Raw genomic sequence first — 25,627 nt, forward strand, 5'->3', positions numbered from 1 at the left:
GGAATCGAAACCCAAGATGGATTTCGCGGCGTTTTCCATTGCCGCAAACGCCGCGCTGCTATCTTAAGATAAGATAAAATCGCTTGCACTCAGCGTGGAAGTATCCACGCCATCAAGGTGAATGATCGTGTTCCACCCAAGTGCGGTCAGATCAATGATGCCAATGCCATTCAGATCCGCGAAGGCATCTGTTTGCAAGCCCGCGAAGGTCAGGCCCAGATTTTCGAAATTGATCTTGTCAGTGCCAAAGGTGAAGTCTTCGATGAGGTCCAGATCATCAATGCCGATGAAGTAGAACTCATCCGCACCCCCTCCGCCTTTGAGCAGATCATGACCTATATTGCCCGCAATCGTGTCATTGCCGCTGCCGCCAGTGATCTGATCATTGCCCTCACCGCCGTCGATCTGATCATTGCCGTCACCCCCTGTGACGACGTCATTACCTGCGCCGCCACCAACCGTGTCATGGCCTTTGCCAGCCTCAATCGTGTCATCGCCGCGCCCGCCAAGGGCAGCATCTGATCCTTTGCCCAGAGTAACCTGATCATCACCATCGCCAGCAATAACGGTATCATCACCATCGCCACCGATGACAGTATCGGCACCTGAACGCGTAACGATAATATCTTTGCCTACGCCTGCATTCACCAGATCATGACCCGATCCAGTGAAAATTACATCAGCCCCATCCCCTGAATCAACGATATCATCATCCTTACCAGCTTTGATCGTATCATCACCGCTGCCCGTTTCGATCGTATCCTCACCGCTACCACCACGGATATCGTTGTTGTCGCCGCCTCCGTCGATGCTGTCGTCGCCACTGCCGCCGCGTATGAGATCATCACCGTCGCCGCCAATCAGATTGTCATCACCGTTCATGCCGAGAATGATATCGCGGGCATCGCCACCATCCAAGGAGTCGTCGCCATCGTAACCTACAAGCGTGTCAGAGCCAGTGCCACCGTGCACTGATTCAGCACCATCACCTCCGCGGAAAAGGTCATTGCCGGCAAAGAGCGAAATATACACATTCTGCACGCCGCCACGACCATCAAAAACATCGTCGCCGAGACCAAGATGAATATTGCCAATGATATTGCCGGTATTAATAATGTTTGACTTCATGGTTGATGCGCCCGCGACTTGAATCGCAGTGCCACGCCCGCCGATGATGTCACCGGTATTTGAAAGATAGAATGTCGCGTTGTTCCCTTGGGAGAGATGGATCGCGTCGCTGCCTTGCGATTCAATCGTGCCGGTGTTCGATATCGTGGCGAAGGATTGAATGTTTGTCAGATTGATCCCGTGATAAACCCCCGAAACATGACCTCCATTGGACAGCTCGAAATTTCCGCCCCCATTTGCTGTGTGCCGAATGCCGTAATACCCACCAATCATCCCGTTATTGGCGATGGTCGCGCTGGAGTCGTGCCAGACGCTGATCCCGACGCCGTTGGAAGCGATGTCGTGACTTCCCAGTACGCTGCCCGTGGAGGTGACAGTGACGGCAACACGCGAGCTGGCGGCAACGTCAACGCCAAATACCGAACTGAACACATCTCCTGCGGTAAAAAACTCAGTATCAAAGCCACTCATGGTAACCGCATCACCAGAGGTCTGGTAGATCCCACCTTGCGTGCCGACAAACCCGACCTGACCAGCGGTAAGCGATTGCGTTGTTGTAACCGTGTTCGTGATTGCAAATGAGGGCATGAAATCTCTCCACTGTCTGAACTGTTGTCGCGCCCGGGCATATCACGCCGGACGTTTTTGGGGTGTGAAGCAGATACGGTCAATTTACTTAATCAATGGCGGTGCATCTGCTTATGGCACATTTTCCAATTCGCGCGAAAACGCTAACAGAAGCCTTTGTGAATGGGCAAATTAATTGTCCGTTGCTTACCGACTTATTGTTAAGACTGATTGACGCTTAAACGGTCAGAGTTGCATCGCGAGCGTTTGAACAACCCAAAGCTTAGCGACAATAGCTGCCGGAACGATAGCGCGCGGTATCAAAATGGAAATGATCTTGGTGGTAGCGATCTGCATTTGGGCCAAGCACGGTGCCAAACGGGCCGCATGCGCCTTTATGCATTCGCTTTAACGCTTTGCTTGTGCTTGCAGCGCGCCAGCCTTTGAGAACGGTAATGATTTCACCGTTTTTCATCTTGAAGCCCGAAATATCTATCGCGCGACCCTTGCCGTGCTCAGAAATCTTCGCGCCTTTTCTGTTGTTTCGGGTACGACACGCATAATGTGCTGCGACACGAATTGCAGTTAACCCACCCCCACGGTTACCGAATGCGGGTTTGGCGCTGCCATTCACCCATGTCTTGAGCGCTTTGGCCGTGGTGCAATCCATGATCGAGGATTGGCTAAGCGTTACCCCCGAAACGGAGCGAAGCTTGATCGCATTTTTCACACCGCATCCGTTAATCCGCCCAGGAACCATACCGACAACGTCGCCCTGCAACGCAGGATCTCCGCAAACCGCACCCCGCGCGGCGTCACGTTTGGCTTTACGCCGTTTTGCCATCACCTTTTCAGCCAACCCCTTTGGGCGACTGCTTGGGTATAGCGATTGCGGCAAGCCAACAGCCGCAGAGGCCAATACGATCTCAGCGTTATCCACTGTTGTCATCGCTTTTTCCTGCTCTGACATTGGACGCAATCTTGGGCGCACGACAAGCGGTTTTTCTGTCGATTTTTTTGTAACTGCCGTTGGCCGTAATTTTGGCCGCATCAAAACCGGGGCGGGTTGTTCACCGCGCGCCAAGGGGCGCATTGTTGCGTCGGGCGCTATCGCAGCGGCAGGAGATGCCAAAGTTGCAATCAAAGCTGCTGCGAGAAAATGCTTCATGTTTTTGAGCGTCCGAAATTTGGAGCGTCTGTGTCCTGCCCCGCCTCAATAATACCGCGCCTGATCGCCCGCGTGCGGGTGAAATAATCATGTAGCATCTCACCATCCCCCGTGCGGATTGCACGTTGCAGCGCAAAAAGTTCTTCCGTGAAACGCCCTAGAATCTCCAGCGTTGCATCTTTGTTGTTTAAGAACACATCGCGCCACATGGTAGGGTCAGAGGCCGCAATACGGGTAAAGTCGCGAAAACCCGCCGCTGAATAGTTAATCACTTCGCTATCGGTCACGCGGCTAAGATCATCTGCAACGCCAACCATCGTATACGCGATCAGGTGCGGCGTGTGCGACGTGACTGCCAGAACAAGATCGTGGTGCTCTGGGTCCATGCGCGCCGTGTTGGAACCGATGCCTTGCCAAAGCGCCTCAATGCTCTTGATCGCAGTTTCATCGCTTCCTTCGACAGGCACAACGAGGAACCAGCGGTTCTCAAACAATTCTGCGAAACCAGAACGCGGCCCAGAATGCTCGGTCCCTGCCAAGGGATGCGATGGAACAAAGTGAACATGATCGGGCAAATGCGGCGCTACGGCGTCAATTACAGCGCGCTTGACAGAGCCCACATCTGTAATCGTTGCACCAGTCTTTAAGACAGGCGCAATTTCCCGCGCAACACTATCCATCGCGCCAACGGGCACGCAAAGAATAACGAGATCTGCGTTTTCAACAGCCGCTGCTGCGCTGTCATAGACAGTATCGCAAAGGCCGATTTCGCGCGCAGTATCGCGTGTTTCGCTGGAGCGCGCGTAGCCGACGACTTCGCCAGCCAACCCATCTCGCTTGATCGCCCAGAATAAAGACGAAGCGATTAGCCCAAGCCCAATTAGCGCGACACGATCGTAAATCTTGCTCATCGTGCGCCACCTTTAAATTGGCCAACCGCATGTGCCACTTGGCGGCAAGAGGCTTCATCGCCAACAGTAATACGCAACGCATTGGGCAATTTGTAGCCCTTTACGCGGCGTACGATCAGCCCTTGGGATTGCAGATAGGTGTCACACTCCTCCGCCTCTTCTTCGCTGCCGAAACGGGCGAGGATGAAATTCGCGAGACTAGTATCAGAAGGAACACCATGTTCGCCGAGCGCATGCGCTAGCCAATCCCGCCACTTCGCGTTCGCATCGCGGCACTGTGCGACATAGGCTTGGTCGCGCACAGCCGCTTCGGCAGTTTGCAAAGCGCTATTGCTGACGTTGAACGGGCCGCGGATACGGTTCAAAACATCAATGATATGTTTGGGGCCATAGCCCCAACCGATGCGAAGCGCGCCTAGACCATAAATTTTTGAAAAGGTGCGCGTCATAACAACGTTGTCGCGCCCATCCACCAGCGCCGCACCGCCATCATAGCCCTCGACATATTCGGCATAAGCTCCGTCGAGCACGAGGATCGCTTGGCTCGGTAAATTGGCCGCAAGCCGTGCAAGCTCGGAACTTGCGATCATCGTGCCTGTAGGGTTGTTGGGGTTAGCGATGAACACCAGCTTGGTGCGCTCGGTGCAGGCCGCAAGCAGCGCATCAACATCCGTGACACGGCTACGCTCTGGCACTTCAACGGGTGTTGCACCTGCTGCGCGCGCCGAAATCGCATACATCGCAAACCCGTGTTCAGTGTGAATCACCTCATCGCCGGGGCCTGCGTAGGCCTGACACAAAAACGCGATGATTTCATCAGAACCGGCACCGCATATGATGCGCTCTGGATCGAGATCATGCACGTCTGCGATCGCACCTCGCAATTCGGCGTGATCCGAAGACGGATAACGGTGCAACGACCGCGCTGTCGCTTCAAAGGCTTTGATAGCAGCGTCGGAGGGACCAAAAGGGTTCTCATTCGAGGACAGTTTGACCACATTGCTCACACCCTCAACATGGGCGGAACCACCTTGGTAGACTGCAATATCCAGAATGCCCGACTGTGGTGTAATCTTGCTCATTTCTGTCTCCCTAGGCGGGTTTTAGCCATGCGCAATCAGGAAGGCTAGCGCGAAAGGCATGTGTTTCATATAGCGCCTGCGACACGTGGCATCAGGGTGCCCTTTGGATCGCGGTTTGGAGCTAACTCAAGTGGCTTTCGCAAGCACGAAAGCCCCAATTTAAAGCATCCACTCAATCGGTAGGGTTTGAAGGATGACAAGAAAGACCTGCTTGAACCAGCTCGTGCCTGGCTCTTGCTGCCAGATTTTGGGATCTTTGGTGGCTGAGGCTTCTTTCCAAACCATGCGCCCGTCTGCGCTTAGCTCTGGCATGTAGCTGACCAGAGCGAATTGTCCGTCAAAGGCTTGGCTGACATCAAGCGCCATGGTCGGGCTATCGATCAAGAAGCCCATTTCACAGTTCAAAATTGCGGATCGAGGATCAAAGTTGAATGAGCCAATAAAGACCCTTTTATCGTCCACAGCGAAGGTTTTCGCATGAAGCGATGCGCCCGACAAACCAAGCGCATGAAGCTGTTTTTCAGAGCCCGGTGTTGTGCCGCCGCGCAGCTTTAGCTCGAACAGATCAACATCGGCTTCAAGCAAGTCACGCCGATATTTGGTATAGCCTGCATGAACCATCATCACATCCGTGGTGTTCATAGCATTGGTCAGAATATTCACATCGACGCCCTGTTTGGCGAGGTCAGTGAAGTACTTCGTGCCTAGCGTGCTTGGCACGAAATAGGCACTCACGAGATCGAGGCGTTTTTCGATGGTTCCCAGAATATCACTTAAGCGCATGATCATTAGATCATCGCGCTTTGCCAAACCTTCACCCTTGATCGGATCATCAGCCACGAGCTGGACCGTGGTCCATTCCAAAATGTTCTCACTTTCAGCAAACTTTTTAGCGCTATTTTCAACGTCCGAAATAACAGCCCGCGCTTTTTCTGAGGCCAACACCAATGCGACACGGGCGTCAAACCCAGCACGATCGCCATTGCCTGAAACGATGGTTTCAAGCTCAAACACTGAATTGCTGTTCCAATAATCGTAAAATGTCGTGGCAACTTCCGGCACAATGCTGCCAATCGCCAAAACATCCATATCCTTATAGAATTCGTCGCCGATTTCGAAGTATTCATCGCCAATATTGCGCCCGCCGATGATCGTTATGGCCCCATCCACCGTAAGCGATTTATTGTGCATACGACGGTTCATTCGGAAGAAATCGAACAGAAACCCCATCGTTTTGGGATTGCGAACTGTTGAGGGGTTGAACAACCGGATTTCGAAGTTGTCTTGCGCGTTTAGTGCAGCCATGAAGGGGTCAAGCCCTGGCACGCCGTTGTCATCCAGCAACAAGCGGACATCCACACCTCTTTTCGCGGCCTGATCCAAAGCGTTCAACAAGAGAATTCCCGAAGTATCGTCGTGCCAGATATAGTACTGCACCTCGATGCTTTCTTCGGCCTGATCAATGATGCTCAGTCGGCTTGCAAGCGCGTCGGTTCCGTCCGCAATCGGCTCTACACCAGAAAGAGCCGGAAATGCCTCTGATGCGGCCAACACCGTTCGACCAAACGTTGTATCGGCGCTTGCAGGCGTGGCTGTCACATCTTGGCGCTCGGAAATGTCCGGCAGCGGCAATAACAATCGCGCGACAACGACAAACACACCGAAAAGGACGAGCAGCACAAACAACGATCTGAATAACTTCATTAACATTTAATCTCTTTCCGATTTCTTCGCCTTACATTCCTAATACATGATAGTCGTCTCTCCCAAATTGATTTTGTTCTGATCGAGAGAGTTCGCAAAGCGCAGAAGCGTTCAATGCTTGAACGCGCCTAGTTTACCAGCGCATTAGCTCGAAACCTTCCCTAAGCCACGTTTTGCCGACGCCAATCTTCAAACGCAAAAGGCCCGCAACAAGTGCGGGCCTTCTCATTCTGTCGCTTAAGAACTTTAGTTCTGTGCGTAATATTCGATGACGAGGTTTGGTTCCATCAGCACTGGATATGGCACGTCGCCAAGACCAGGTGTGCGTGTGAACGTCGCTGTCAATTTTGCGTGGTCAACTTCCATGTAGTCAGGAACGTCGCGCTCTGTCAGCTGTGTTGCTTCAAGAACAGCAGCCATTTGCTTGGAGCGATCACGAACCTCTACAACGTCGCCTTCTTTGACGCGGTAAGATGCGATGTTCACTTTCTTGCCGTTCACACGGACGTGGCCGTGGTTCACGAACTGACGCGCAGCAAAGATTGTTGGAACGAACTTGGCACGGTACACAACCGCGTCCAAACGGCGCTCGAGCAAACCAATCAGGTTCTCGCCTGTATCGCCTTTAACACGGTCCGCTTCTTTAAAGATGCGCTTGAACTGCTTCTCGGTCAAATCGCCGTAGTAGCCTTTCAGCTTCTGCTTGGCGCGCAACTGCAAACCAAAGTCGGAAACTTTTGCTTTACGGCGCTGACCGTGCTGGCCGGGGCCATATTCACGGCGATTCACTGGGGACTTCGGACGACCCCAAATGTTTTCGCCCATGCGGCGGTCAATTTTGTACTTGGCAGATGTGCGTTTGGTCACGATCTGGATCCTTTCAATTTTCAATTTTGAAAGGTGCTGTCCTTTGAAGTCACTCTGTACGTGAAGGTTTAAACAGAGTGGTCCCGACAGGCATCCCCTTGCGGGGGCCACCAACACCAATGAGCGGCGCTTATACTTAGGTGCTGGGGTGAGTCAACAGCGCCAGCGTTTATCTTGCCAGCTTTTTCACCGCATCATGACAAGGGCACGTCACCAGGTGATCATTAACCATGCCAACCGCCTGCATGAACGCATACACGATCGTGGGTCCACAGAATTTGAAACCGCGCTTTTTGAGGTCCTTCGAGATTTCAGTGGATAGATCGGTAAACGCAGGCACTTCGCTCAGGGAAGTCCAAGAATTTTGAATAGGCGCGCCACCGACATAGTCCCAAAGGTAGCGATCAAAGCCTTTTTCTTGCTCGATACTCTGCCAAACACGGGCATTGGCAATGGTTCCTGAGATTTTGCCGCGATGACGAACAATGCCTGGGTTTTGCAACAAACGCTCGATTTCAACGTCGCCCCATCCCGCGATAACATTAGGATTAAAACCCTCGAAGGCCTCACGAAAATTCTCTCGTTTTTTAAGGATAGTGATCCAACTGAGGCCTGCTTGAAACCCATCTAAAATAAGCTTTTCCCAAAGGGCACGGGAATCATACTCGGGAACGCCCCAGTCAGTATTGTGATATTCGACATAGATTTCTTCAGAATCGGCCCAGCCGCAAATCTCACCCATTTTTGGCCCCTAGCCTGTTACAATAGAGCTTTTAGTCAAATTAGAACAAAATGGGAATATTAATCTCATCTTAGGAAGTCTCCGCCTATCAAATCCGAAGGCATTTAGGAGGCTTGCAATGGCGCAACGGCGCAAACGCAACAAGTTGGACCCGCATAGTAACGATGATCCACTGTCTGCAGCGATTAACCAGCGGGATCGCTCCACCATGGATATGGTGCGAGCTGCGCTTCAGCATAAGCAAGTGATGTTGGCCTACCAGCCCGTGATGCAAGCCAACGGCGGCGTCGCTTTTTATGAGGGGCTTATACGGGTGCTGGATGAAACGGGACGCATCATCCCCGCACGCGAATTCATCAGTGTTATCGAAGAAACAGAGATGGGCCGCATCATCGACTGCCTTGCCCTTGAAAAAGGCATGCGCGCGCTGCGCAAAAATCCAGCCCTGCGCTTGTCGATCAATATGTCCGCTCGTTCGATTGGCTACAGCAATTGGAAAAAGGTGCTTGAACGTAACCTGCGCACCGATCCAACGTTGGGTGAACGCTTGATCCTTGAGATCACCGAAAGCTCTGCCATGCTGGTGCCTGAACTAGTTGTGTCATTCATGGACGATCTGCAATCGCGCGGCGTGTGTTTTGCGCTGGATGATTTTGGCTCGGGTTATACGTCTTTCCGATATTTGCGCGATTTCTACTTTGATATGATCAAGATCGACGGCCAGTTTATTCGCGGTATAACAAGGAACCCGGACAATCAGGTCTTGCTCCAAGCGTTGATTTCCATCGCGCAACATTTCGATATGTTCACTGTGGCCGAGTTTGTTGAGAACGCTGAAGATGCCCAATTCTTAGCGCAAAACGGGGTGGATTGCTTGCAAGGCTATTACTTCGGCGCGCCAACTGTTCGCCCGCCATGGGAAGAACAGATTGAGATTTCATCCCACAGTGCATGAGCCAAAAAACCCAGGCATTCATAAAGAAGGCAGGCAGAACACGCGTAAATCCAATTGCCTTTTCAAAAACCGCGGCTCTGAGACACCCTGCCGCTTTGCACCAGCGCCCACTTGAGATATTGACCCTAGGGAATCCGGTCAGGCAGGGACGTTCCTTGTTCTTTGCGCTCCCTCTAGGGGCTGATCGTTACACATAGGTGGGACCAACATGACCAACATCGTTATTGCATCTGCTGCTCGTACAGCCGTCGGCAGCTTTCTTGGATCTTTCGCAAACACACCCGCACACGATCTGGGCGCAACAATGCTCAAGGGCTTGGTAGAGCGCGCAGGCATCGACGCAGCTGACGTTTCTGAAACGATCCTAGGTCAGGTTCTGACAGCGGGCCAAGGCCAAAACCCAGCGCGTCAAGCACATGTAAACGCAGGTTTGCCTATCGAATCCTCTGCATGGTCCATCAACCAAGTTTGTGGCTCTGGCCTTCGCGCCGTCGCAATTGCCGCTCAGCACATTCAGCTGGGCGATGCGAGCATCGTGGCAGCGGGCGGTCAAGAAAGCATGTCCCTCAGCCCCCACGTTGCACATCTGCGTGCAGGTCAGAAAATGGGCGACATGAAATACATCGATTCGATGATCCGCGATGGCCTTTGGGATGCTTTCAACGGCTATCACATGGGTCAAACTGCGGAAAACGTTGCAAACCAATGGAAAATCTCCCGTGACATGCAGGATGCGTTCGCCGTTGCGTCACAGAACAAAGCGGAAGCGGCTCAGAAAGCTGGCAACTTCGCGGACGAGATCGTTCCCTTCACAGTGAAAACGCGCAAGGGCGACATCATTGTTGATTCGGATGAATACATCCGCCACGGCGCAACAATTGAAGCGATGCAAAAACTCCGCCCAGCCTTCACGAAGGACGGCTCGGTCACGGCGGCTAACGCATCTGGCCTCAACGATGGCGCAGCTGGCGCACTCTTGATGACAGCAGATGAAGCTGAAAAGCGCGGCATCGAGCCACTCGCGCGCATTGCATCTTACGCAACAGCAGGTCTTGACCCATCCATTATGGGTGTTGGCCCGATCCACGCATCCCGCAAGGCGCTCGAGAAAGCCGGTTGGAAAGCAGAAGATCTGGACCTTGTTGAAGCAAACGAAGCCTTTGCTGCGCAGGCATGTGCCGTGAACAAAGACATGGGCTGGAACCCTGAAGTCGTAAACGTGAACGGCGGCGCAATCGCGATTGGCCACCCAATCGGTGCATCTGGCGCACGTATCCTCAACACGCTCTTGTTCGAAATGAAGCGCCGCGACGCCAAAAAAGGCCTCGCAACGCTCTGCATCGGCGGCGGCATGGGCGTGGCAATGTGCCTTGAGCGCCCATAAACGCGCTAAATTGGTTCGAATTGGGCACCTTCGGGTGCCCTTTTCTTTGCAACCGCAGCACTTTTTTTGTGCAAGCGCGGCAATTTTGCACAAGTAATATTATTGCGCCCAAGTAAGTTAATCAGTAACAACATTACCAAGACACATTTCAATGGAGACTAACATGGCAAGAGTTGCACTCGTAACAGGCGGATCACGTGGCATTGGCGCGGCGATTTCTAAGAAACTAAAAGCGGACGGTTACACTGTCGCAGCGACATATGCAGGCAACGACGAAGCGGCCGCAGCGTTTACAGCCGAAACAGGCATCCAGACATACAAATGGAACGTTGCAAGCTACGAAGACAGCGCTGCTGGCATTGCAAAAGTCACCGCAGACTTGGGCCCGATCGAAGTTGTTGTTGCGAACGCGGGTATCACGCGCGATGCGCCATTCCACAAAATGACACCTGAGATGTGGAGCGAAGTTGTTGATACGAACCTAACTGGCGTATTCAACACCGTGCACCCGATCTGGCCTTCTATGCGTGAAAACAAGTTTGGCCGCGTAATCGTGATTTCTTCGATCAACGGTCAAAAAGGTCAGTTCGCACAGGTTAACTACGCCGCAACAAAAGCCGGCGATCTGGGCATCGTGAAGTCCCTTGCACAAGAAGGTGCGCGCGCAGGCATCACAGCGAATGCGATCTGCCCAGGCTACATCGCAACCGAGATGGTTATGGCTGTTCCAGAAAAAGTTCGCGAAAGCATCATTGGCCAGATCCCAACAGGTCGTTTGGGCGAGCCAGAAGAAATCGCACGCTGCGTTGCCTTCCTTGCTTCAGATGATTCGGGCTTTATCAACGGCTCTACGATCTCTGCGAACGGCGCACAGTTCTTCGTATAATACCGCTTACCATTAGAAACCAAAAAGCCCCGGCCAATCGGTCGGGGCTTTTTCATTCAATATGAATTTGGGTAAACTCAGGTTTGTTCTTCTTCAAGATGTAGCTTCATATCCACCAATACCTGCTGGATTGCTAACGTCTCTTTCAACAAACGTTTGGCTTCGTTCACCGTGATGATTCCATCATCAATCGAGGTGTTATACTCGGCCATCAACATCGCAAATCGCTGGCTTAGCGCGATCACGTCTTGGTTGATCCCGCCTTTGTTATCAGTGTTTCTACGTCTTTCGTCGTAGGAAAGCGTAATGCCCTTTAACTCTGCCAAAGCCGCTGTCACATGTGGATAAGACGAGGCCTCTTCGAGCGCGGCAACGGCATCGACTGGCATAAAGCGATCAGCATGCTCATCGTTGTCCGAATAATAGCGCCCCAAGGTTGCTTTCGACTTGCCTGTTAGCTCGCACGCAGGCTCGATGCCCACGTCTTTAACCAACGCTTCCGTGTGTTTTTTTAGATAGCTGCCTACTCCGGCCATGTGACATCCCCGACGCTCCCCCTTCATCTAGGGGGAAGTTCCTAATTACATTCCCATGCATCCTTTAGCTGGAATGTGGCATTTGTAAACAGTCTCGAAGATTTCGAGACGAGTGAGTGCCTAGTTCCCCTCAATTTTGAGGGTGTGAAATCTCGAAGAACATTCCACATAAGTACCTGCTACTTGGTATGTTCTTAGCGATGTTAAGAGTATCGGACGCGCGAAGGCCAGAGTTCTCTTGTTTTCCGCGTCCTTTTCGTTTTTCGGTGTGACCTCACGCAAAGTCATCTTGTCAGCAGTTCATTTCAGCGGCAAAACGCGTCTATGGCTAAGCTCTATTTCCAATATTCGACCATGAACGCGGGCAAATCCACCGTCCTTTTGCAAGCAGCGCACAATTATATCGAAAACGGTATGCAGGTTTACTTGTTAACCGCCCGTTTTGACAACCGCGCTGGGGATGGTCGAATCGCCAGCAGAATTGGAATAGGTAAAGAAGCAGACACGTTTGATATCGAAGACGATCTTTTTGCGAAGATTGAAGCGCGGTTAGCCGCTGGGCCCTGCGCCTGTGTTTTCATCGACGAAGCCCAATTTCTGAGCGAAGAAAATGTGTGGCAACTGGCCCGCGCGGTCGATGACCTCAAAGTTCCGATCATGTGCTATGGTCTGCGCGTTGATTTCAGAGGCAAGCTATTCCCGGGTTCAGCGGCCTTGCTCGCGCTTTGTGACGAAATGCGTGAAGTACGGACCATTTGCCACTGCGGAAAGAAAGCGACGATGGTGATCCGCCAAGATGAGAATGGGCGCGCGCTCACCGAAGGAGACCAAGTTCAGATCGGCGGCAACGAAGTATACGTCTCCATGTGCCGCCGTCATTGGCGTGAAGCGACCGGGTCTTAGACAGGGTTCGGCAATGGCCTTCCCTCAGCGAAAGCAATCGCGTTTTCTAGTGCCATCATTCCCATGCTTTCACGCACTTCTAGCGTCGCGGTCCCTAAATGAGGTAACAGGGTGACGTTATCCAGCCGCTTCAGTGCGTCAGGCACAACAGGTTCAAATTCATAGACATCCAAACCCGCGCCAGCGATCTGCTTTTGCTCCAGAGCAGCGATCAATGCCGCCTCTTCGACAACTTCACCCCGAGCGATGTTGATCAAGTGAGAATGAGGTTGCATTGCGCTTAGCACATCAGCGTTCACCAAATGCTGTGTTTCGCCGCCAGGCACCGCAACAACGAGCACATCAACTTGCTGCGCCAGTGCGATCAAAGACTCGCATTTCTTGGCAGGGAAATCCATTTCCTTTTGCGATCGGTTGTAGAAACTCACAGTCATGCCAAAGCCGAAATGACACCTGCGCGCAATCGCTTCGCCGATGCGCCCCATTCCCAAAATGCCAACATGCTTGCCGCTTAGATGCAATCCTAGCATTTGCGTTGGATGCCAGCCTTCCCAAGCGCCGCTTCTGACCAAACGTTCGCCTTCAGCAGCGCGCCGCGCACTCATAAGCATCAACGTCATTGCAATATCTGCAGTTGCGTCAGTCACCGCGCCTGGCGTGTTGCTAACGGCGATCCCAGCGGCCTTCGCAGCGGCCACATCAATGTGATTAAAACCAACTCCAAAATTCGCCAACATTTTCGCCCGCGGATTTGGCACTTCTTCAAATATCTGCGCTGAGAATTGATCACCCAAAGTCGGTAGGACCACATCAAAGTCACGCAAGGCGCGGCGAAGCTCGCCTGCATCCAGCGGTGTTGTGTTCTCGCGCACTTCGACATCAAACTTATCTTTCGCGGCAGTGATGATCACGTCAGGAAGGGGGCGCGTTATAAGAAGCCTCATCAAAATAACCTCGCACCCGCAGGAACTTTTTGGTCAGGCGCGATCAAGACGACTTCTCCGTCTTCATCAGGCACGCCAAGCACCAATACCTCGCTCATGAATTTACCAATTTGACGAGGCGGGAAATTAACGACCGCCATAACCTGACGCCCGATCAATGTCTCAGGAGTATAGTGAGCTGTGACCTGCGCCGAACTTTTCTTAACGCCGATGTCGCCACCGAAATCCACCTGCATTTTTATCGCTGGTTTGCGGGCTTCGGGATAGGGCTCTGCGTGAACAACCCGGCCGACACGTATTTCAACTTTCATGAAATCATCAAAACTGATCTCAGCCATTTCCTAACTCCCTTGAACGATCGGCAGCCGCTTTGACGGTTTCTGCCATCAAAGGCACCAATGCGCCATCCGCCATCAGTACTTCTAGGCCCGCCTGAGTGGTTCCGTTTGGCGATGTCACGTTGATGCGTAATTGTTCGGGTGTTTCGTCAGCTTGCTCAGCCAAAGCGCCTGCCCCGGCAACCGTCGCTTTTGCTAGTTGCATAGCGAGATCAGCAGGTAATCCTTGCGCGATACCCGCCTCGGCCAAAGCATCAATCATGAAAAATACGTAGGCAGGACCAGACCCCGACACGCCAGTCACCGCATCCATTTGGGATTCAGCCGTCAGACGGACGACTTGCCCAACTGCACGCAAAAGCGTTTCGGCCAACTCCAAATCTTCGTCAGATGCCAAGCGGTTGCCGATAATAGCAGTGATCCCTTTGCTCACTGCCGCCGGTGTGTTTGGCATCGCTCGAACAATACAAGCGCCCTCGCCCAGCGCTTTTTCATAAGACGTTATCGACACGCCTGCTGCGACAGACAAAAACACAGTGCCTGCTTTGGGCAACGCTCCAAGCGCTGGCAGGGCCTCTTCCATCATTTGCGGCTTTACTGCGATCAGAACAACCGCCGGTGCCTCTGGAAACCCTTCGTTGATATGAACGCCGCTAGATTTCAACCAATCTGAAGGATAGGGGTCCTGCACCCAAACGGAAGCAGCTGGCAACCCTCCATCGAGCCAACCTGCAAGCATTGCAGAGCCCATTTTTCCGCATCCAAGCAAGACAAGTCCGCGCTCGGCGACAGCATCTAAATTCATCTGAACCCCCTTTAGTCTTCGGGGGAAGTGTTACGCGCGCCCATAGGCCTCTGCAATGGCGACTTGTAGGGCTTCCTCGATGCTTCGCTCGCCCCAGACTACCAATTGCAATGCTGGATAGTAGCGCTCTGCACTCATTACCGCCGCGTTGATCATTGTATCGATTTGCTCAGGTCCAGCGATCTGACCACCCACCAGCACCAGCCCATAGCGATAGACCATAAGCTGCTGCTGTTCCCAATATGTGAAAGCCCCCGCCCAGCAACGATCGTTAATAGCGTTCAGAGCTTCATGAAGTCGCGGCAGCGCGGCCTTTGGCGGCTCCATTTCAAACGTGCAGATCAAACGTAGCGTTTCGTCATAGGCTGACCATGCCAGCGTAATCGAATAATTACGCCATTGGCCTTCGACAGCCATAGCGATTTGGTCATCGTGAATGCGATCAAATTCCCACTCGTGATGCTCTGCGAGGTGCTCCACCAAATCAATCGGGTGAAGATCGTCTTCGATATATTGCTCGAGATTTGCCATGCGCTGCCCCTGTTTGACTGCTCAACCCAAGGGTTTATCCCTCTAGGTTTGGGCGGAATTCACGGATATCGTATGTCTACGCCATTCCGATACAACATATCGTGGGCATATGTAGGGCATCTGTAAAGCTATAAGTTGGGGATAACCGCAATAAGTTGTGGACAAAAAAAGGCCCGCCACAAGATGCGGCGAGCCATTCTTCATCTAGAATCTTGAAACGTCTTACTTGGAGGAGGCTTCCAAAGCAGCTAGGCGCGCTTTGAGCGCTTCATTCTCTTCACGCGCCTTTTGCGCCATTGCGCGCACTGCATCGAATTCTTCACGCGTCACGAAATCACGATCCGCAAGCCAGCGATCCATCATCGACTTCATCGCCGTCTCTGCTTCGGTCTTTGCGCCCTGAGCAACACCCATCGCGTTTGTCATCAGTTGCGAAATATCGTCTAGAACTTTGTTTCGAGTTTGCATATTTGCCTCCAGCGTTCCATTTGAGGGATATATGGGCTTGAAATCCCCAAGCCACAAGGCGTCAACTCGGCACATTCGACAACAAGGCAATATATTAGATGCGCGCAGCGATCCCATTTCCGCCTATCTCACCCGAGATTTTTTCCATCTCTCTGTTTGGCTTTGACTTCGCATTACGCTGGTATGCTTTAGCTTATATCGTCGGAATTTTGGTGGGTTGGCGGATTGCCTTGATGGCAATAAAGGCCGCGCGGCTTTGGCCCGAAAACAAAGCACCTATGACACCTGCACAGGTCGAAGACCTGCTAACCGCAGTCATTCTGGGTGTCATTGTAGGGGGACGGTTCGGATATGTCGTCTTTTACCAGCCTGCCTATTACCTCGCCCATCCAGCCGAAGCCTTGATGATCTGGCAAGGCGGAATGTCCTTTCACGGTGGATTGCTGGGCGTGGTAGCGGCAGGTCTCTATTTTTGCGCAAAGAATTCCATTCCTCGCCTGCAAACCGCTGACATGATGGCCCTTGCCGTTGCTCCGGGACTATTGCTTGGGCGATTTGCAAATTTCATCAACGCTGAACTTTGGGGTCGGCCAACCGAGCTACCATGGGGGGTCATATTCCCGGGTCATGCTGCACAAGAGTGCGGAGCATTGATCGACGCCTGCGCACGCCACCCTTCGCAACTGTATGAAGCTATCCTAGAAGGTTTCATCCTCGGCGGCTTGCTTCTTTGGCTTGCATGGCGACGCGGTGCGCTAAAAACACCAGGTGTTGTGATGGGAACCTTCTTTGCCGGATATGGCGCAGCACGTTTCCTCGTCGAGTTCTTTCGTCAGCCTGATGCGCAATTTGTCACCCCAGACAATCCTCTGGGTCTTGCTTTGCAAACAGGTGGGTATGGTTTCACGATGGGTCAGTTGCTTTCAATCCCGATGATCCTAATTGGCATTTGGATTATTCTACGCGCACGACAACAATGACACCCCTAGAACCCATTCTAAAAGCCCAAATCGCGGCGCACGGCCCAATGAGCGTGTCGCAGTTTATGAACACATGCCTGCTGCACCCAGAGCATGGGTATTACACAACGCAAAATCCGTTCGGCAGCAGTGGTGACTTCATCACTGCGCCAGAAATCAGCCAGATGTTTGGCGAGTTGATCGGTCTCTCTCTCGCGCAAGCGTGGATGGATCAAGGCAGCCCAAAGCAGGTTGCGCTTGTCGAGCTTGGCCCGGGGCGCGGCACATTAATGGCCGATATTCTGCGCACGATCCGCGCGGTTCCTAAATTCGCTCAAGCCTGCAACGTCTATTTAGTGGAGGCCTCAGCGCGACTTCGCGATGTGCAAATGCAAACGCTCGCCGATCATAACCCTGTCTGGCTTGATAGCGTAGAAGATCTGCCTGACGGGCTCCCTGTTTTCGCTGTAGCTAACGAGTTTTTCGATGCGCTGCCAATTCGGCAAATGGTGCGTGATGGTGACGGCTGGCGCGAACGACAGATCGGGGTTGATCAAAACAAACTCACATTCGGTTTGAGCGATCCAAGCCCGCTAACTGCGCTCGAACATCGCTTAGGCGATACAAAAGACGGCGATCTTGTTGAAATTTGCTCGGTAGCCCCTTTGATCTTGCGCTCGATCGGAGACAGAATTGAACGCCATGGCGGCGCAGCGTTGATTTTTGACTATGGTGATTGGCGTTCTCTTGGCGACACATTGCAGGCCCTAAAGGGTCACGAGAAAATCGACCCTCTCCAGCAACTCGGCCAAAGTGATCTAACCGCGCATGTCGATTTTGAGGCCCTAGTGAATGATCTATCCTGCGCTTATTCACGTCTAACCCCACAGGGCGTGTTTTTGGAACGGCTAGGCATAACACAGCGCGCGCAATCTTTGGCGCGAGGACTAAAGGGGGACGCTTTGGACCAGCATATCGCGGCGCACAAACGCTTGACGCACCCTGATGAAATGGGAACTCTGTTCAAAACCATCGCACTTTTCCCAACAGGCGCGACGCCACCACCAGGACTTGAAATATGACGCTTGAATCACTCACAGCAGATAACCTTGGTGCAGTGCACCACGGTTTTTTCAGCCGCAAAGGGGGTGCCTCCGAGGGCATTTATGCAGGCTTGAATTGCGGCGCGGGCTCCGCGGACAAAAGCGAGATCGTCGCGCAGAACCGCTCGCGCGTCGCCGATGCCATGAAAGTAGAGCCAATCGCACTGGTCGGTGTACATCAACACCATAGCGCAGATGTGGCGCATATTGAGGCACCAACCGATGCGCGCCCAAAAGCCGATGCAATGGTAACGCGCACCAAAGGTGTCGCTCTTGGCATCCTGACAGCGGACTGCCAGCCCGTTTTGTTCGCAGACATTGAAGCCGGCGTCATCGGCGCCGCACATGCGGGTTGGAAGGGTGCACTCAACGGCGTTCTGTCGCGCACGGTTGAAGAAATGGAAGCCCTAGGGGCGCAGCGAAAAAACATCCGCGCCGCGATTGGCCCGTGTATTTCCCAACGCGCTTACGAAGTCGGGCCAGAGTTTTTTGAGAGTTTCACGTCGCAAGACCCCGCGTTTTCACGTTTCTTTGCGAGCGGCAAAGACGAACGCATGCAATTTGATCTCCCCAGCTTTGGGTTGCACATGCTACGCGAAGCCGGAGTTGAGAGCGCTCAATGGATTGGCCATTGTACCTATAGTGACGAAGCGCGCTTTTATTCATACCGGCGCACGACGCATCACCGGGAAACAGACTACGGACGCCTGATCTCCGTTATCCGATTGTGAACAATCATACTGTTTCCCAATCATTTTCCAAAATCGACCCTATGCTTGCCACCTTACTGCCTCATTCGAGAGGCATCACTGTCTTCGATACGTAAACAAAGACAAACATCAGGCAGAATTCGATATGAAACCCAAGGCACGCTTCATCGCATCGGTCGTAAATTCAGCAAAATCTGACATCCCTGCGCTTCCGTTTGAGCGTGGCGCGCGGCGCGCGGCCTTTATTGCCAAGCGCAACTCGCAAAAGGTTGAACGAAAGTCGGCCTAAGTATCTCGATCCAAGCCTCTCACTGAGGCCTTTTCAGCGCCGCGATTCGGCGTTGTTTGTGTGTAACCTGCCCGGTTCTGGGCAAGATTGTGGCAGCTTTGCCTTTTTGTGGCGAAACAGTCCGCGTGTAACGAGTAAGATTGGTGAACAAAAATGACAAAATTCATATAAATTTTGACACACGCCCTCGGGGCATGACATCCATAATTCAGATTTGAAGTGACTTGTCCTTCTGTCGTTGTCGGTGGGGGCCGACGCGGTTGTGGCATACCTAGAAACAGGTATTCGCATGGCTATTCTTTCTTCACCCGCAGTGCGGGTAGAAAACACCTACTCCCTCCCGATCAAGAGTGATCGGTTTGCTCCTACGAACGAGCGATCTCAGCGCACCCAACCTCTCATGCGCAAATTTGAGATCGTTTCACTCCTTCCTTGTGGCTCAGCGCGCACCTCTCATCACCTTGCGCCAGCCACGGATCTTTTTGAGGCGACAAGTTCCGCGTTCGCGCGCGGAACGCTTATCTCAACGCCCATGGGCCCTACTGCAATCGAAGATCTCTATCCGGGCGACTTGATTGATACGATAGATGGCAACCCAGAACCTGTGGTTTGGATCGGTTCCACAAGTTATGGCCCATCGCAATCTCTGCCCAACTCTTCACTGAATGGACTTATTCGCATTCTTTCGGATGGGTATTCTAATTCGGGCTCGTTTGGTGATCTTATGCTCGGACCAAGCGCGCGATTGTTGCAATCTCGCCCCTCTTTAGAGCAGATCATCGGTGTGAAATCAGTGCTAACACCAGCTCGTGATCTAGAAGATGGGCACAGCGCATTTGTAGTAACCCCACCAAGCAGCGTGCGCCTTTTTCACGTTTGCTTGCAACGACATACCGCAATTTATGCAGGTGGTCGCCCTGTAGAAACCTATCATCCTGGCAAGGGAATTGAAGATGCGCTCGGCGACAACATGCGCTCGCTCTTCTTGTCACTTTTCCCGCAGATCGAACGCTTTGAGGACTTCGGATCGCTCGCCTTTCCGCGCATGTCTAAGGACACGCTGGAAAGCCTTACCCGAAGCTAATTTATTCGCTTTGACTGAGACGGGCTTCCAATACGTCAAACGGAACGCCCGGTTCATCCTTAGCGCCGCGAATAACCAATGATGTCTTCACGCTGCCGACATTCTCTGTTGTCAGCAGGTCCGAAGTCAGGAAGCTTTGAAATGAGCTCAAATCAGGTGCGACGCATTTCAAAATGAAGTCCACCTCGCCGTTGAGCATATGGCACTCTCGTACAAGCGGCCAATTGCGGCATTGCGCTTCAAAAGCACTCAAGTCGGACTCTGCTTGGCTTTGCAAGCCAACCATCGCGAATACTTGTACCTCAAAACCCAATTCGCGCGAATCTACATCCGCATGATAGCCTTTGATGTAGCCAGCTTCTTCCAACGTACGCACGCGGCGCAAGCAAGGAGGTGCAGAAATTCCAACGCGTTTGGCCAATTCAACGTTGGTCATACGGCCGTCGGCTTGTAGTTCTGCTAGAATCTTCCGATCAATCGGATCAAGCCGTGTACCAGCCATGCGTTTACCCCCAAGATTACTTGCGCAATCTACTACGCGACGAAGAGGATGCGCAATAATGTTTCGTCACTGCGCAATAAAATTAAGCATCTCGCAATTCTGGGGCCTTTGGTCACAAAGATGCGCATTCAACGCTTGGCGCTTTTAGCCCCTCTGATTCCGCGTTATACCGCCCTTCAGATTTAACAAAAGGCAGCGATCACATGGCCGAAACCCGTCATAGCAAAGTTCTCATTATTGGTTCAGGTCCAGCAGGATACACCGCTGGCGTTTACGCAAGCCGCGCGATGCTAGAGCCACTTCTCGTTCAAGGCATCGAGCCGGGTGGACAGCTAACAACGACGACGGAAGTTGAAAACTGGCCTGGAGATTCAGAGGTGCAAGGCCCTGACCTAATGCTCCGCATGGAAGCGCACGCCAAGGCAATGGGCTGCGAAATCGTTGGCGATATCATCACCAATCTAGACCTTTCCGAACGCCCCTTCAAAGCGAATGGCGACAGCGGCACACTATATACATGCGACGCGGTGATCCTAGCGACAGGTGCGCGCGCTAAGTGGCTCGGCCTACCTTCAGAAGAAAAGTTCAAAGGCTTTGGCGTATCCGCCTGCGCGACCTGTGATGGCTTCTTCTATCGCAATCAGGAAATCGTCGTCGTTGGCGGCGGAAATACGGCTGTTGAAGAGGCGCTATTTCTAACTAACTTCGCCTCCAAAGTAACGCTGGTGCATCGCCGCGACGAACTGCGCTCTGAGAAAATTCTCGAAGACCGCCTTCATAAGAATCCAAAGATAGAAACGCTTTGGTTCCACGAGATCGAAGAAGTCTATGGCACTGACACACCGCTTGGCGTTGAAGGCGTGAAGGTCAAACATACCAAAACGGGCGAAATTACTGATCTGCCATGCAAAGGTCTCTTTATCGCGATTGGTCATGCGCCCGCAAACGAGTTGGTCAAGGACACGCTGGAAACCCACATGGGTGGATATGTCGTCACGCAACCAGATAGCACAGCCACATCGATTCCCGGAGTTTTTGCCGCGGGTGATCTGACGGATCATAAGTATCGCCAAGCCGTTACCTCTGCTGGGATGGGTTGTATGGCCGCTCTGGAGGCCGAGCGCTGGCTGGCTGAAAACGACAGCTAAGGTATTGTTTTTCTAAAGAAACCGATGAAGCTCAGAGAACGCCCTGCTTGCACTGCGGGGCGTTTTTCGTTGCGGATGGGCCACGTTCCGCGCATGGCAAAAATCCCCACTTGCGCGACGTAAGGAAATATCTGATACGGAGTTTGTTCACAAATGAACAAACCTTAAGCAGACCGATATGAACCCCGCCGAAGCCAAATCACTGCCACAAGAAGAAGACCAGCTCTTCCGCCTCCTGCGCCAGATTGATCTGACGCCGGGCGCAACGCAGCGCGCTATGGCAGAGGCACTGAAGATATCGCTCGGCCGCCTAAACGCGCTCCTGCGCTCAGCGACGGGCAAAGGATTCATCAAAGTTTGCGAACATGACAATCCGGACAAGCGCCAACGCTTTTCCTATGAAATCACTTTGCGAGGCGCTGCGGAAAAGACGCGCCTCACTGATCACTTTCTAACTCGTAAGTTCGCCGAATATGACGCTCTTCATGCCGAATTGACCGGCACGACGAGCGGACTTGAACCATTCAAACACAGGACCAAACTGATGCAAAACAACCTTGCCCCAATCCCCGAGCTGTATGTCAGCTATGATTCAGCAGAAAAGCTGAAGCTCGAAGCGGCTGACCTTACATCCCATGATCTGTCCCCGCGCCAGATTTGCGACCTTGAGCTTCTGATGAATGGCGGTTTCAACCCACTCAAAGGTTTCCTAACCGAAGAAGACTACAATGGCGTCGTTGAGAACATGCGCCTCGCGGACGGCTCCCTCTGGCCAATGCCGATCACTTTGGACGTCTCCGAAGAGTTCGCTGCATCGCTTGAGATTGGCCAAGACATCGCGCTTCGTGACCAAGAGGGTGTTATCCTCGGCACGATGACTGTTACAGACCGTTGGGAGCCAAACAAATCCGTTGAAGCTGAAAAAGTATTCGGCGCTGACGACGACGCGCACCCAGCCGTAAACTACCTCCACAACCAAGCTGGCAAAATCTATCTTGGCGGCCCTGTTACAGGCATTCAACAGCCGGTTCACTACGATTTCCGTGGTCGCCGCGACACGCCAAACGAGATGCGCGCCTATTTCCGCAAAATGGGTTGGCGCAAAGTGGTTGCGTTCCAAACACGTAACCCACTGCACCGCGCGCACCAGGAACTGACGTTCCGAGCAGCTCGCGAAGCAGAAGCAAACCTGTTGATCCACCCAGTTGTTGGCCTGACCAAGCCGGGCGATGTTGATCACTTCACCCGCGTTCGTTGCTATGAGGCCGTTCTGGACAAATACCCACAGTCCACAACAACAATGTCCCTTCTGAACCTTGCAATGCGTATGGCTGGCCCGCGCGAAGCGGTTTGGCACGGCTTGATCCGCGCGAACCACGGCTGCACACACTTCATCGTTGGTCGCGATCACGCTGGACCCGGCAGCAACTCCCAAGGCGAAGATTTCTACGGCCCATACGACGCGCAAGACCTCTACCGTGCGAACCAGTCCGAAATTGGCTGTGAAATGGTAGACTTCAAGCACATGGTTTGGGTCTCCGAGCGCGCGCAGTACGAAGCGATGGATGAAATCGAAGACAAAGACGACGTCACGATCCTCAACATCTCTGGCACCGAACTGCGCCGTCGTTTGGCTGAAGGCCTTGAGATCCCTGAGTGGTTCTCATTCCCAGAAGTTGTGAAAGAGCTACGCCGCACCAAGCCACCACGTTCCAAGCAAGGCTTTACTGTCTTCTTCACGGGTTTCTCTGGGTCAGGTAAATCCACCATTGCGAACGCTTTGATGGTGAAACTGATGGAAATGGGCGGTCGCCCTGTGACGCTTTTGGATGGCGACATCGTTCGTAAGAACCTGTCTTCCGAGCTGGGCTTCTCGAAAGAGCACCGCGATCTGAACATCCGCCGCATTGGTTATGTTGCATCCGAGATCACCAAAAACGGTGGTATCGCGATCTGTGCGCCAATCGCACCATACGCAACAACGCGCCGCGCAGTTCGTGAAGACATCGAAGCCTTCGGTGCCTTCATCGAAGTTCACGTTGCAACCTCGATTGAAGAGTGTGAAAAGCGCGACCGCAAAGGCCTTTACAAGCTTGCGCGCGAAGGCAAGATCAAGGAATTCACAGGAATTTCTGATCCCTATGATGTCCCAGCAAACCCTGAGCTAAGCGTTGAAACCGCAAACGTCGAAGTCGACAACTGCGCGCATCAAGTGCTTCTCAAGCTTGAGAGCATGGGCCTTATCGCCGCGTCTTAAGCCCAGTTGAAATTTCTGAAGAACAAGGGCGGCCCAACGCTGGGCCGCCCTATTTTGTTTTACCCATTCTTGCGTAAACTTATCTCGTTACAAATAAAGACGCGGCAAAAACTGAACAACGGGCAAACAAAAAGGGCCGGCACTAAGCCGACCCTTTCAACAATACGCTCGCCTTAAGGACGAGCTATTTTTTAGTTCGTGCCTGGTGCGCTGTCGTCAGAAGCAGCAACGCCAACAACAGTTACAGTCGCAGCAACAATACCAAGCGCCGTACCAGCAGCAGTCAGGCCACCGAGACCAGCAGCAAGACCTGCGCCCGCAGCGCCCGCGGCACCTGCAGCGCCCGCGGCACCTGCAGCAGCGCCTGCACCCGCACCTGCGCCAGCGCCGGCACCTGCGATTACTTGAGCGTTAGCCGCTGGCGCGATTGAAAGAGCCAATGCCGCAGCAGCAGAAAGAAGTGAAATACGATTCATGAGATTTCTCCAAAGCAAAAACGTTATTCAGGCAGTAATATACCACCGTAGAGACGAGTGGTCCCGCCTAATCCTTTAAAATAGGTCGCATATTCGGATTTTTCTGTCAAGTGGATGTCCCCTTTTGGGAGCGCCGCTTTTCGCAAGGCGAGCATTTACTTTTCGAACTTGGCGCTGTCGAAAAACGCATATCTCGCCCTCTCGTAGCAAAACTATTCAAGCATCTGAAAAAGAACAGCTTTCTATCGGCAAAAGCGAAAAGGCTGTCTTCCCCGTGCCGCAGCCGATATGTGCTTTTGGCATCACCTCTAAACCCAACAAGCGAGGTTTTGCGGCGCGGTTCACGAGCCCAACGTGAATTCGGCAAAAATACGCCCAGAGAACTTGCCGAAAATACGAGTTTAAGGCGGGAATTTGCTCAAGAATTGAGCATATGCCACCGCATCAGCCCTTAACCGGGCTCTAGCTACGAATCAAATTAGCCTTCTTCTTCATCCTCATCGTCATCAGGATCGCCGCCTACCGTTTCAAGATGCCTAGAAATCGCGTATTCGAGATCAGTGTAATAGGTAAGTTTGCCATCTTCCAAGATCGCCGCACTGTCACACATGTTGCGTACTTTTTGCATCGAATGGGTCACAAGCAAAGCACCGCTATTACGGATGCGATCCTTAAACAAAATACGTGATCGGATTCTGAAATCGGCGTCGCCTACGGCAGTAACCTCATCTACCAGATACGTATCGAACTGCACCCCCATCGACGCACCAAATGCCAAGCGAGATCTCATTCCAGAAGAATATGTGCGCACAGGAAGATAAAAGTGCTTTCCTAACTGCGCGAACTCTTTGACGAATTCAACCAGAGCATTGCTATCAACACCATAAACGCGCGCGATGAAGCGGACGTTCTGGCAGCCCGACAATTCACGGTGAAAAGACCCCGAAAACCCAACGGGCCAAGAAATTGTACCGTCAGAGTAAATGCTCCCAGTGTCTGGCTCAATCGCGCCGGAAATCATACTCAAGAGGGTGGATTTTCCAGCCCCGTTTCGCCCCAGAATGGCAACACTTGCCCCAGTTGGAAAAGTCACGTTGATATTGTCCGCAACCACTTTACGCCGCCCTCGCAGGACGAACTCTTTGTTCAGATTGGTGATCTTAATCATAGAACCGTCACC

27 protein-coding genes are annotated in these 25,627 nt (G+C 52.7%); 11 read left to right on the forward strand and 16 right to left on the reverse strand.

Translation table 11 applies throughout. The features are described from left to right. Nucleotides 1-63: 63 nt before the first annotated feature. The 7 genes from ACRBCU_RS11690 to ACRBCU_RS11720 all read right to left on the reverse strand — a co-directional run bounded on the left by ACRBCU_RS11690 (nucleotide 64) and on the right by ACRBCU_RS11720 (nucleotide 8,169). Entirely contained in the window at nucleotides 64-1,716 is a 1,653-nt protein-coding gene (locus ACRBCU_RS11690) for a calcium-binding protein (RefSeq protein WP_431365565.1), read from the reverse strand. A gap of 262 nt (nucleotides 1,717-1,978) precedes the next feature. Further along, entirely contained in the window at nucleotides 1,979-2,644 is a 666-nt protein-coding gene (locus ACRBCU_RS11695) for an extensin family protein (protein ID WP_431365566.1), read from the reverse strand. 215 nt (nucleotides 2,645-2,859) lie between these two features. Continuing rightward, nucleotides 2,860-3,774 carry a prephenate/arogenate dehydrogenase family protein gene (locus ACRBCU_RS11700; RefSeq protein WP_431365567.1) on the reverse strand — a complete coding sequence of 305 codons (915 nt, stop codon included), beginning with the start codon at nucleotides 3,772-3,774 and terminating at the stop codon, nucleotides 2,860-2,862. Further along, the gene (hisC, locus tag ACRBCU_RS11705; protein WP_431365568.1) at nucleotides 3,771-4,856 is read right to left on the reverse strand and encodes a histidinol-phosphate transaminase; all 1,086 of its coding nucleotides are present in this window, start codon (nucleotides 4,854-4,856) and stop codon (nucleotides 3,771-3,773) included. The genes ACRBCU_RS11700 and hisC overlap by 4 nt, the downstream gene beginning before the upstream one ends. Nucleotides 4,857-5,015: 159 nt before the next feature. Continuing rightward, nucleotides 5,016-6,566, reverse strand: coding sequence for a phospholipase D-like domain-containing protein (locus ACRBCU_RS11710; protein ID WP_431365569.1), 1,551 nt, complete (start codon nucleotides 6,564-6,566; stop codon nucleotides 5,016-5,018). Nucleotides 6,567-6,806: 240 nt separating this feature from the next. Continuing rightward, the gene (gene rpsD, locus ACRBCU_RS11715) at nucleotides 6,807-7,427 is read right to left on the reverse strand and encodes a 30S ribosomal protein S4 (protein WP_431365570.1); all 621 of its coding nucleotides are present in this window, start codon (nucleotides 7,425-7,427) and stop codon (nucleotides 6,807-6,809) included. Between the two features lie 169 nt (nucleotides 7,428-7,596). Then, on the reverse strand, nucleotides 7,597-8,169 hold the full coding sequence (locus ACRBCU_RS11720; protein ID WP_431365571.1) for a DNA-3-methyladenine glycosylase I: 573 nt from the start codon (nucleotides 8,167-8,169) through the stop codon (nucleotides 7,597-7,599). Between the two features lie 118 nt (nucleotides 8,170-8,287). Between ACRBCU_RS11720 and ACRBCU_RS11725 the strand changes: the two genes are divergently transcribed. The 3 genes from ACRBCU_RS11725 to phbB all read left to right on the forward strand — a co-directional run bounded on the left by ACRBCU_RS11725 (nucleotide 8,288) and on the right by phbB (nucleotide 11,394). Continuing rightward, a complete protein-coding gene (locus ACRBCU_RS11725; RefSeq protein WP_431365572.1) occupies nucleotides 8,288-9,124 on the forward strand; it encodes an EAL domain-containing protein in 837 nt (278 codons plus the stop codon). 208 nt (nucleotides 9,125-9,332) lie between these two features. Beyond that, complete coding sequence (locus tag ACRBCU_RS11730) at nucleotides 9,333-10,508, forward strand: acetyl-CoA C-acetyltransferase (RefSeq protein WP_431365573.1); 1,176 nt, start codon at nucleotides 9,333-9,335, stop codon at nucleotides 10,506-10,508. A gap of 163 nt (nucleotides 10,509-10,671) precedes the next feature. Next, complete coding sequence (gene phbB / locus ACRBCU_RS11735) at nucleotides 10,672-11,394, forward strand: acetoacetyl-CoA reductase (RefSeq protein ID WP_431365574.1); 723 nt, start codon at nucleotides 10,672-10,674, stop codon at nucleotides 11,392-11,394. Between the two features lie 77 nt (nucleotides 11,395-11,471). On the opposite strand, the gene ACRBCU_RS11740 is transcribed toward phbB, so the two are convergent. Further along, nucleotides 11,472-11,930, reverse strand: coding sequence for a hypothetical protein (locus ACRBCU_RS11740; protein WP_431365575.1), 459 nt, complete (start codon nucleotides 11,928-11,930; stop codon nucleotides 11,472-11,474). Between the two features lie 324 nt (nucleotides 11,931-12,254). Between ACRBCU_RS11740 and ACRBCU_RS11745 the strand changes: the two genes are divergently transcribed. Beyond that, a complete protein-coding gene (locus ACRBCU_RS11745; protein WP_431365576.1) occupies nucleotides 12,255-12,833 on the forward strand; it encodes a thymidine kinase in 579 nt (192 codons plus the stop codon). Here ACRBCU_RS11745 and ACRBCU_RS11750 read toward each other — a convergent pair. The 5 genes from ACRBCU_RS11750 to ACRBCU_RS11770 form a co-directional block, all read right to left on the reverse strand. Next, on the reverse strand, nucleotides 12,830-13,777 hold the full coding sequence (locus ACRBCU_RS11750) for a 2-hydroxyacid dehydrogenase (protein WP_431365577.1): 948 nt from the start codon (nucleotides 13,775-13,777) through the stop codon (nucleotides 12,830-12,832). The two genes, ACRBCU_RS11745 and ACRBCU_RS11750, sit on opposite strands and share 4 nt — an antisense overlap. Further along, on the reverse strand, nucleotides 13,777-14,115 hold the full coding sequence (locus ACRBCU_RS11755) for a tRNA-binding protein (protein ID WP_431365578.1): 339 nt from the start codon (nucleotides 14,113-14,115) through the stop codon (nucleotides 13,777-13,779). The genes ACRBCU_RS11750 and ACRBCU_RS11755 overlap by 1 nt, the downstream gene beginning before the upstream one ends. Next, nucleotides 14,108-14,920, reverse strand: coding sequence for a pyrroline-5-carboxylate reductase (proC, locus tag ACRBCU_RS11760; RefSeq protein WP_431365579.1), 813 nt, complete (start codon nucleotides 14,918-14,920; stop codon nucleotides 14,108-14,110). The genes ACRBCU_RS11755 and proC overlap by 8 nt, the downstream gene beginning before the upstream one ends. A 30-nt stretch (nucleotides 14,921-14,950) precedes the next feature. Further along, nucleotides 14,951-15,451: a YbjN domain-containing protein gene (locus ACRBCU_RS11765; RefSeq protein WP_431365580.1), complete on the reverse strand. Its 501-nt coding sequence runs from the start codon at nucleotides 15,449-15,451 to the stop codon at nucleotides 14,951-14,953. A gap of 222 nt (nucleotides 15,452-15,673) precedes the next feature. Further along, the gene (locus ACRBCU_RS11770) at nucleotides 15,674-15,919 is read right to left on the reverse strand and encodes an accessory factor UbiK family protein (protein ID WP_431365581.1); all 246 of its coding nucleotides are present in this window, start codon (nucleotides 15,917-15,919) and stop codon (nucleotides 15,674-15,676) included. Between the two features lie 98 nt (nucleotides 15,920-16,017). Here ACRBCU_RS11770 and lgt point away from each other — a divergent pair, with 98 nt between their 5' ends. From lgt to ACRBCU_RS11795, 5 genes are all read left to right on the forward strand, one after another. Beyond that, a complete protein-coding gene (gene lgt, locus ACRBCU_RS11775) occupies nucleotides 16,018-16,899 on the forward strand; it encodes a prolipoprotein diacylglyceryl transferase (protein ID WP_431365582.1) in 882 nt (293 codons plus the stop codon). After that, nucleotides 16,896-17,960, forward strand: coding sequence for a class I SAM-dependent methyltransferase (locus tag ACRBCU_RS11780; protein WP_431365583.1), 1,065 nt, complete (start codon nucleotides 16,896-16,898; stop codon nucleotides 17,958-17,960). The genes lgt and ACRBCU_RS11780 overlap by 4 nt, the downstream gene beginning before the upstream one ends. Beyond that, the gene (gene pgeF, locus ACRBCU_RS11785; protein WP_431365584.1) at nucleotides 17,957-18,712 is read left to right on the forward strand and encodes a peptidoglycan editing factor PgeF; all 756 of its coding nucleotides are present in this window, start codon (nucleotides 17,957-17,959) and stop codon (nucleotides 18,710-18,712) included. Before ACRBCU_RS11780 ends, pgeF begins: the two co-directional genes overlap by 4 nt. A 124-nt stretch (nucleotides 18,713-18,836) precedes the next feature. After that, entirely contained in the window at nucleotides 18,837-18,980 is a 144-nt protein-coding gene (locus ACRBCU_RS11790) for a hypothetical protein (protein ID WP_431365585.1), read from the forward strand. Between the two features lie 289 nt (nucleotides 18,981-19,269). Then, a complete protein-coding gene (locus ACRBCU_RS11795; RefSeq protein WP_431365586.1) occupies nucleotides 19,270-20,064 on the forward strand; it encodes a Hint domain-containing protein in 795 nt (264 codons plus the stop codon). A gap of 1 nt (nucleotide 20,065) precedes the next feature. On the opposite strand, the gene ACRBCU_RS11800 is transcribed toward ACRBCU_RS11795, so the two are convergent. Continuing rightward, entirely contained in the window at nucleotides 20,066-20,566 is a 501-nt protein-coding gene (locus tag ACRBCU_RS11800) for an Lrp/AsnC family transcriptional regulator (RefSeq protein WP_431365587.1), read from the reverse strand. A gap of 203 nt (nucleotides 20,567-20,769) precedes the next feature. Here ACRBCU_RS11800 and trxB point away from each other — a divergent pair, with 203 nt between their 5' ends. Beyond that, the gene (gene trxB / locus ACRBCU_RS11805) at nucleotides 20,770-21,714 is read left to right on the forward strand and encodes a thioredoxin-disulfide reductase (protein ID WP_431365588.1); all 945 of its coding nucleotides are present in this window, start codon (nucleotides 20,770-20,772) and stop codon (nucleotides 21,712-21,714) included. A gap of 178 nt (nucleotides 21,715-21,892) precedes the next feature. Next, nucleotides 21,893-23,971, forward strand: a complete 2,079-nt coding sequence (locus tag ACRBCU_RS11810; RefSeq protein WP_431365589.1) for a bifunctional sulfate adenylyltransferase/adenylylsulfate kinase — start codon at nucleotides 21,893-21,895, stop codon at nucleotides 23,969-23,971. 191 nt (nucleotides 23,972-24,162) lie between these two features. On the opposite strand, the gene ACRBCU_RS11815 is transcribed toward ACRBCU_RS11810, so the two are convergent. Beyond that, on the reverse strand, nucleotides 24,163-24,447 hold the full coding sequence (locus ACRBCU_RS11815) for a hypothetical protein (protein ID WP_431365590.1): 285 nt from the start codon (nucleotides 24,445-24,447) through the stop codon (nucleotides 24,163-24,165). A 478-nt stretch (nucleotides 24,448-24,925) separates the two neighbouring features. Continuing rightward, entirely contained in the window at nucleotides 24,926-25,615 is a 690-nt protein-coding gene (locus ACRBCU_RS11820) for an ABC transporter ATP-binding protein (RefSeq protein ID WP_431365591.1), read from the reverse strand. Nucleotides 25,616-25,627: the final 12 nt, after the last annotated feature.

It is taken from the genome of Planktotalea sp. (assembly GCF_050633725.1).
Lineage (GTDB): Bacteria > Pseudomonadota > Alphaproteobacteria > Rhodobacterales > Rhodobacteraceae > Planktotalea.

What these genes read in the sequence shown, in the direction of transcription:
- ACRBCU_RS11690 (WP_431365565.1), bottom strand. Translation starts at nt 1,716, where the DNA reads ATGCCCTCATTTGCAATCACGAACACGGTTACAACAACGCAATCGCTT.
- ACRBCU_RS11695 (WP_431365566.1), bottom strand. Translation starts at nt 2,644, where the DNA reads ATGACAACAGTGGATAACGCTGAGATCGTATTGGCCTCTGCGGCTGTT.
- ACRBCU_RS11700 (WP_431365567.1), bottom strand. Translation starts at nt 3,774, where the DNA reads ATGAGCAAGATTTACGATCGTGTCGCGCTAATTGGGCTTGGGCTAATC.
- hisC (WP_431365568.1), bottom strand. Translation starts at nt 4,856, where the DNA reads ATGAGCAAGATTACACCACAGTCGGGCATTCTGGATATTGCAGTCTAC.
- ACRBCU_RS11710 (WP_431365569.1), bottom strand. Translation starts at nt 6,566, where the DNA reads ATGTTAATGAAGTTATTCAGATCGTTGTTTGTGCTGCTCGTCCTTTTC.
- ACRBCU_RS11720 (WP_431365571.1), bottom strand. Translation starts at nt 8,169, where the DNA reads ATGGGTGAGATTTGCGGCTGGGCCGATTCTGAAGAAATCTATGTCGAA.
- ACRBCU_RS11725 (WP_431365572.1), top strand. Translation starts at nt 8,288, where the DNA reads ATGGCGCAACGGCGCAAACGCAACAAGTTGGACCCGCATAGTAACGAT.
- ACRBCU_RS11730 (WP_431365573.1), top strand. Translation starts at nt 9,333, where the DNA reads ATGACCAACATCGTTATTGCATCTGCTGCTCGTACAGCCGTCGGCAGC.
- phbB (WP_431365574.1), top strand. Translation starts at nt 10,672, where the DNA reads ATGGCAAGAGTTGCACTCGTAACAGGCGGATCACGTGGCATTGGCGCG.
- ACRBCU_RS11740 (WP_431365575.1), bottom strand. Translation starts at nt 11,930, where the DNA reads ATGGCCGGAGTAGGCAGCTATCTAAAAAAACACACGGAAGCGTTGGTT.
- ACRBCU_RS11745 (WP_431365576.1), top strand. Translation starts at nt 12,255, where the DNA reads ATGGCTAAGCTCTATTTCCAATATTCGACCATGAACGCGGGCAAATCC.
- ACRBCU_RS11750 (WP_431365577.1), bottom strand. Translation starts at nt 13,777, where the DNA reads ATGAGGCTTCTTATAACGCGCCCCCTTCCTGACGTGATCATCACTGCC.
- ACRBCU_RS11755 (WP_431365578.1), bottom strand. Translation starts at nt 14,115, where the DNA reads ATGGCTGAGATCAGTTTTGATGATTTCATGAAAGTTGAAATACGTGTC.
- proC (WP_431365579.1), bottom strand. Translation starts at nt 14,920, where the DNA reads ATGAATTTAGATGCTGTCGCCGAGCGCGGACTTGTCTTGCTTGGATGC.
- ACRBCU_RS11765 (WP_431365580.1), bottom strand. Translation starts at nt 15,451, where the DNA reads ATGGCAAATCTCGAGCAATATATCGAAGACGATCTTCACCCGATTGAT.
- ACRBCU_RS11770 (WP_431365581.1), bottom strand. Translation starts at nt 15,919, where the DNA reads ATGCAAACTCGAAACAAAGTTCTAGACGATATTTCGCAACTGATGACA.
- lgt (WP_431365582.1), top strand. Translation starts at nt 16,018, where the DNA reads ATGCGCGCAGCGATCCCATTTCCGCCTATCTCACCCGAGATTTTTTCC.
- ACRBCU_RS11780 (WP_431365583.1), top strand. Translation starts at nt 16,896, where the DNA reads ATGACACCCCTAGAACCCATTCTAAAAGCCCAAATCGCGGCGCACGGC.
- pgeF (WP_431365584.1), top strand. Translation starts at nt 17,957, where the DNA reads ATGACGCTTGAATCACTCACAGCAGATAACCTTGGTGCAGTGCACCAC.
- ACRBCU_RS11790 (WP_431365585.1), top strand. Translation starts at nt 18,837, where the DNA reads ATGAAACCCAAGGCACGCTTCATCGCATCGGTCGTAAATTCAGCAAAA.
- ACRBCU_RS11795 (WP_431365586.1), top strand. Translation starts at nt 19,270, where the DNA reads ATGGCTATTCTTTCTTCACCCGCAGTGCGGGTAGAAAACACCTACTCC.
- ACRBCU_RS11800 (WP_431365587.1), bottom strand. Translation starts at nt 20,566, where the DNA reads ATGGCTGGTACACGGCTTGATCCGATTGATCGGAAGATTCTAGCAGAA.
- trxB (WP_431365588.1), top strand. Translation starts at nt 20,770, where the DNA reads ATGGCCGAAACCCGTCATAGCAAAGTTCTCATTATTGGTTCAGGTCCA.
- ACRBCU_RS11810 (WP_431365589.1), top strand. Translation starts at nt 21,893, where the DNA reads ATGAACCCCGCCGAAGCCAAATCACTGCCACAAGAAGAAGACCAGCTC.
- ACRBCU_RS11815 (WP_431365590.1), bottom strand. Translation starts at nt 24,447, where the DNA reads ATGAATCGTATTTCACTTCTTTCTGCTGCTGCGGCATTGGCTCTTTCA.
- ACRBCU_RS11820 (WP_431365591.1), bottom strand. Translation starts at nt 25,615, where the DNA reads ATGATTAAGATCACCAATCTGAACAAAGAGTTCGTCCTGCGAGGGCGG.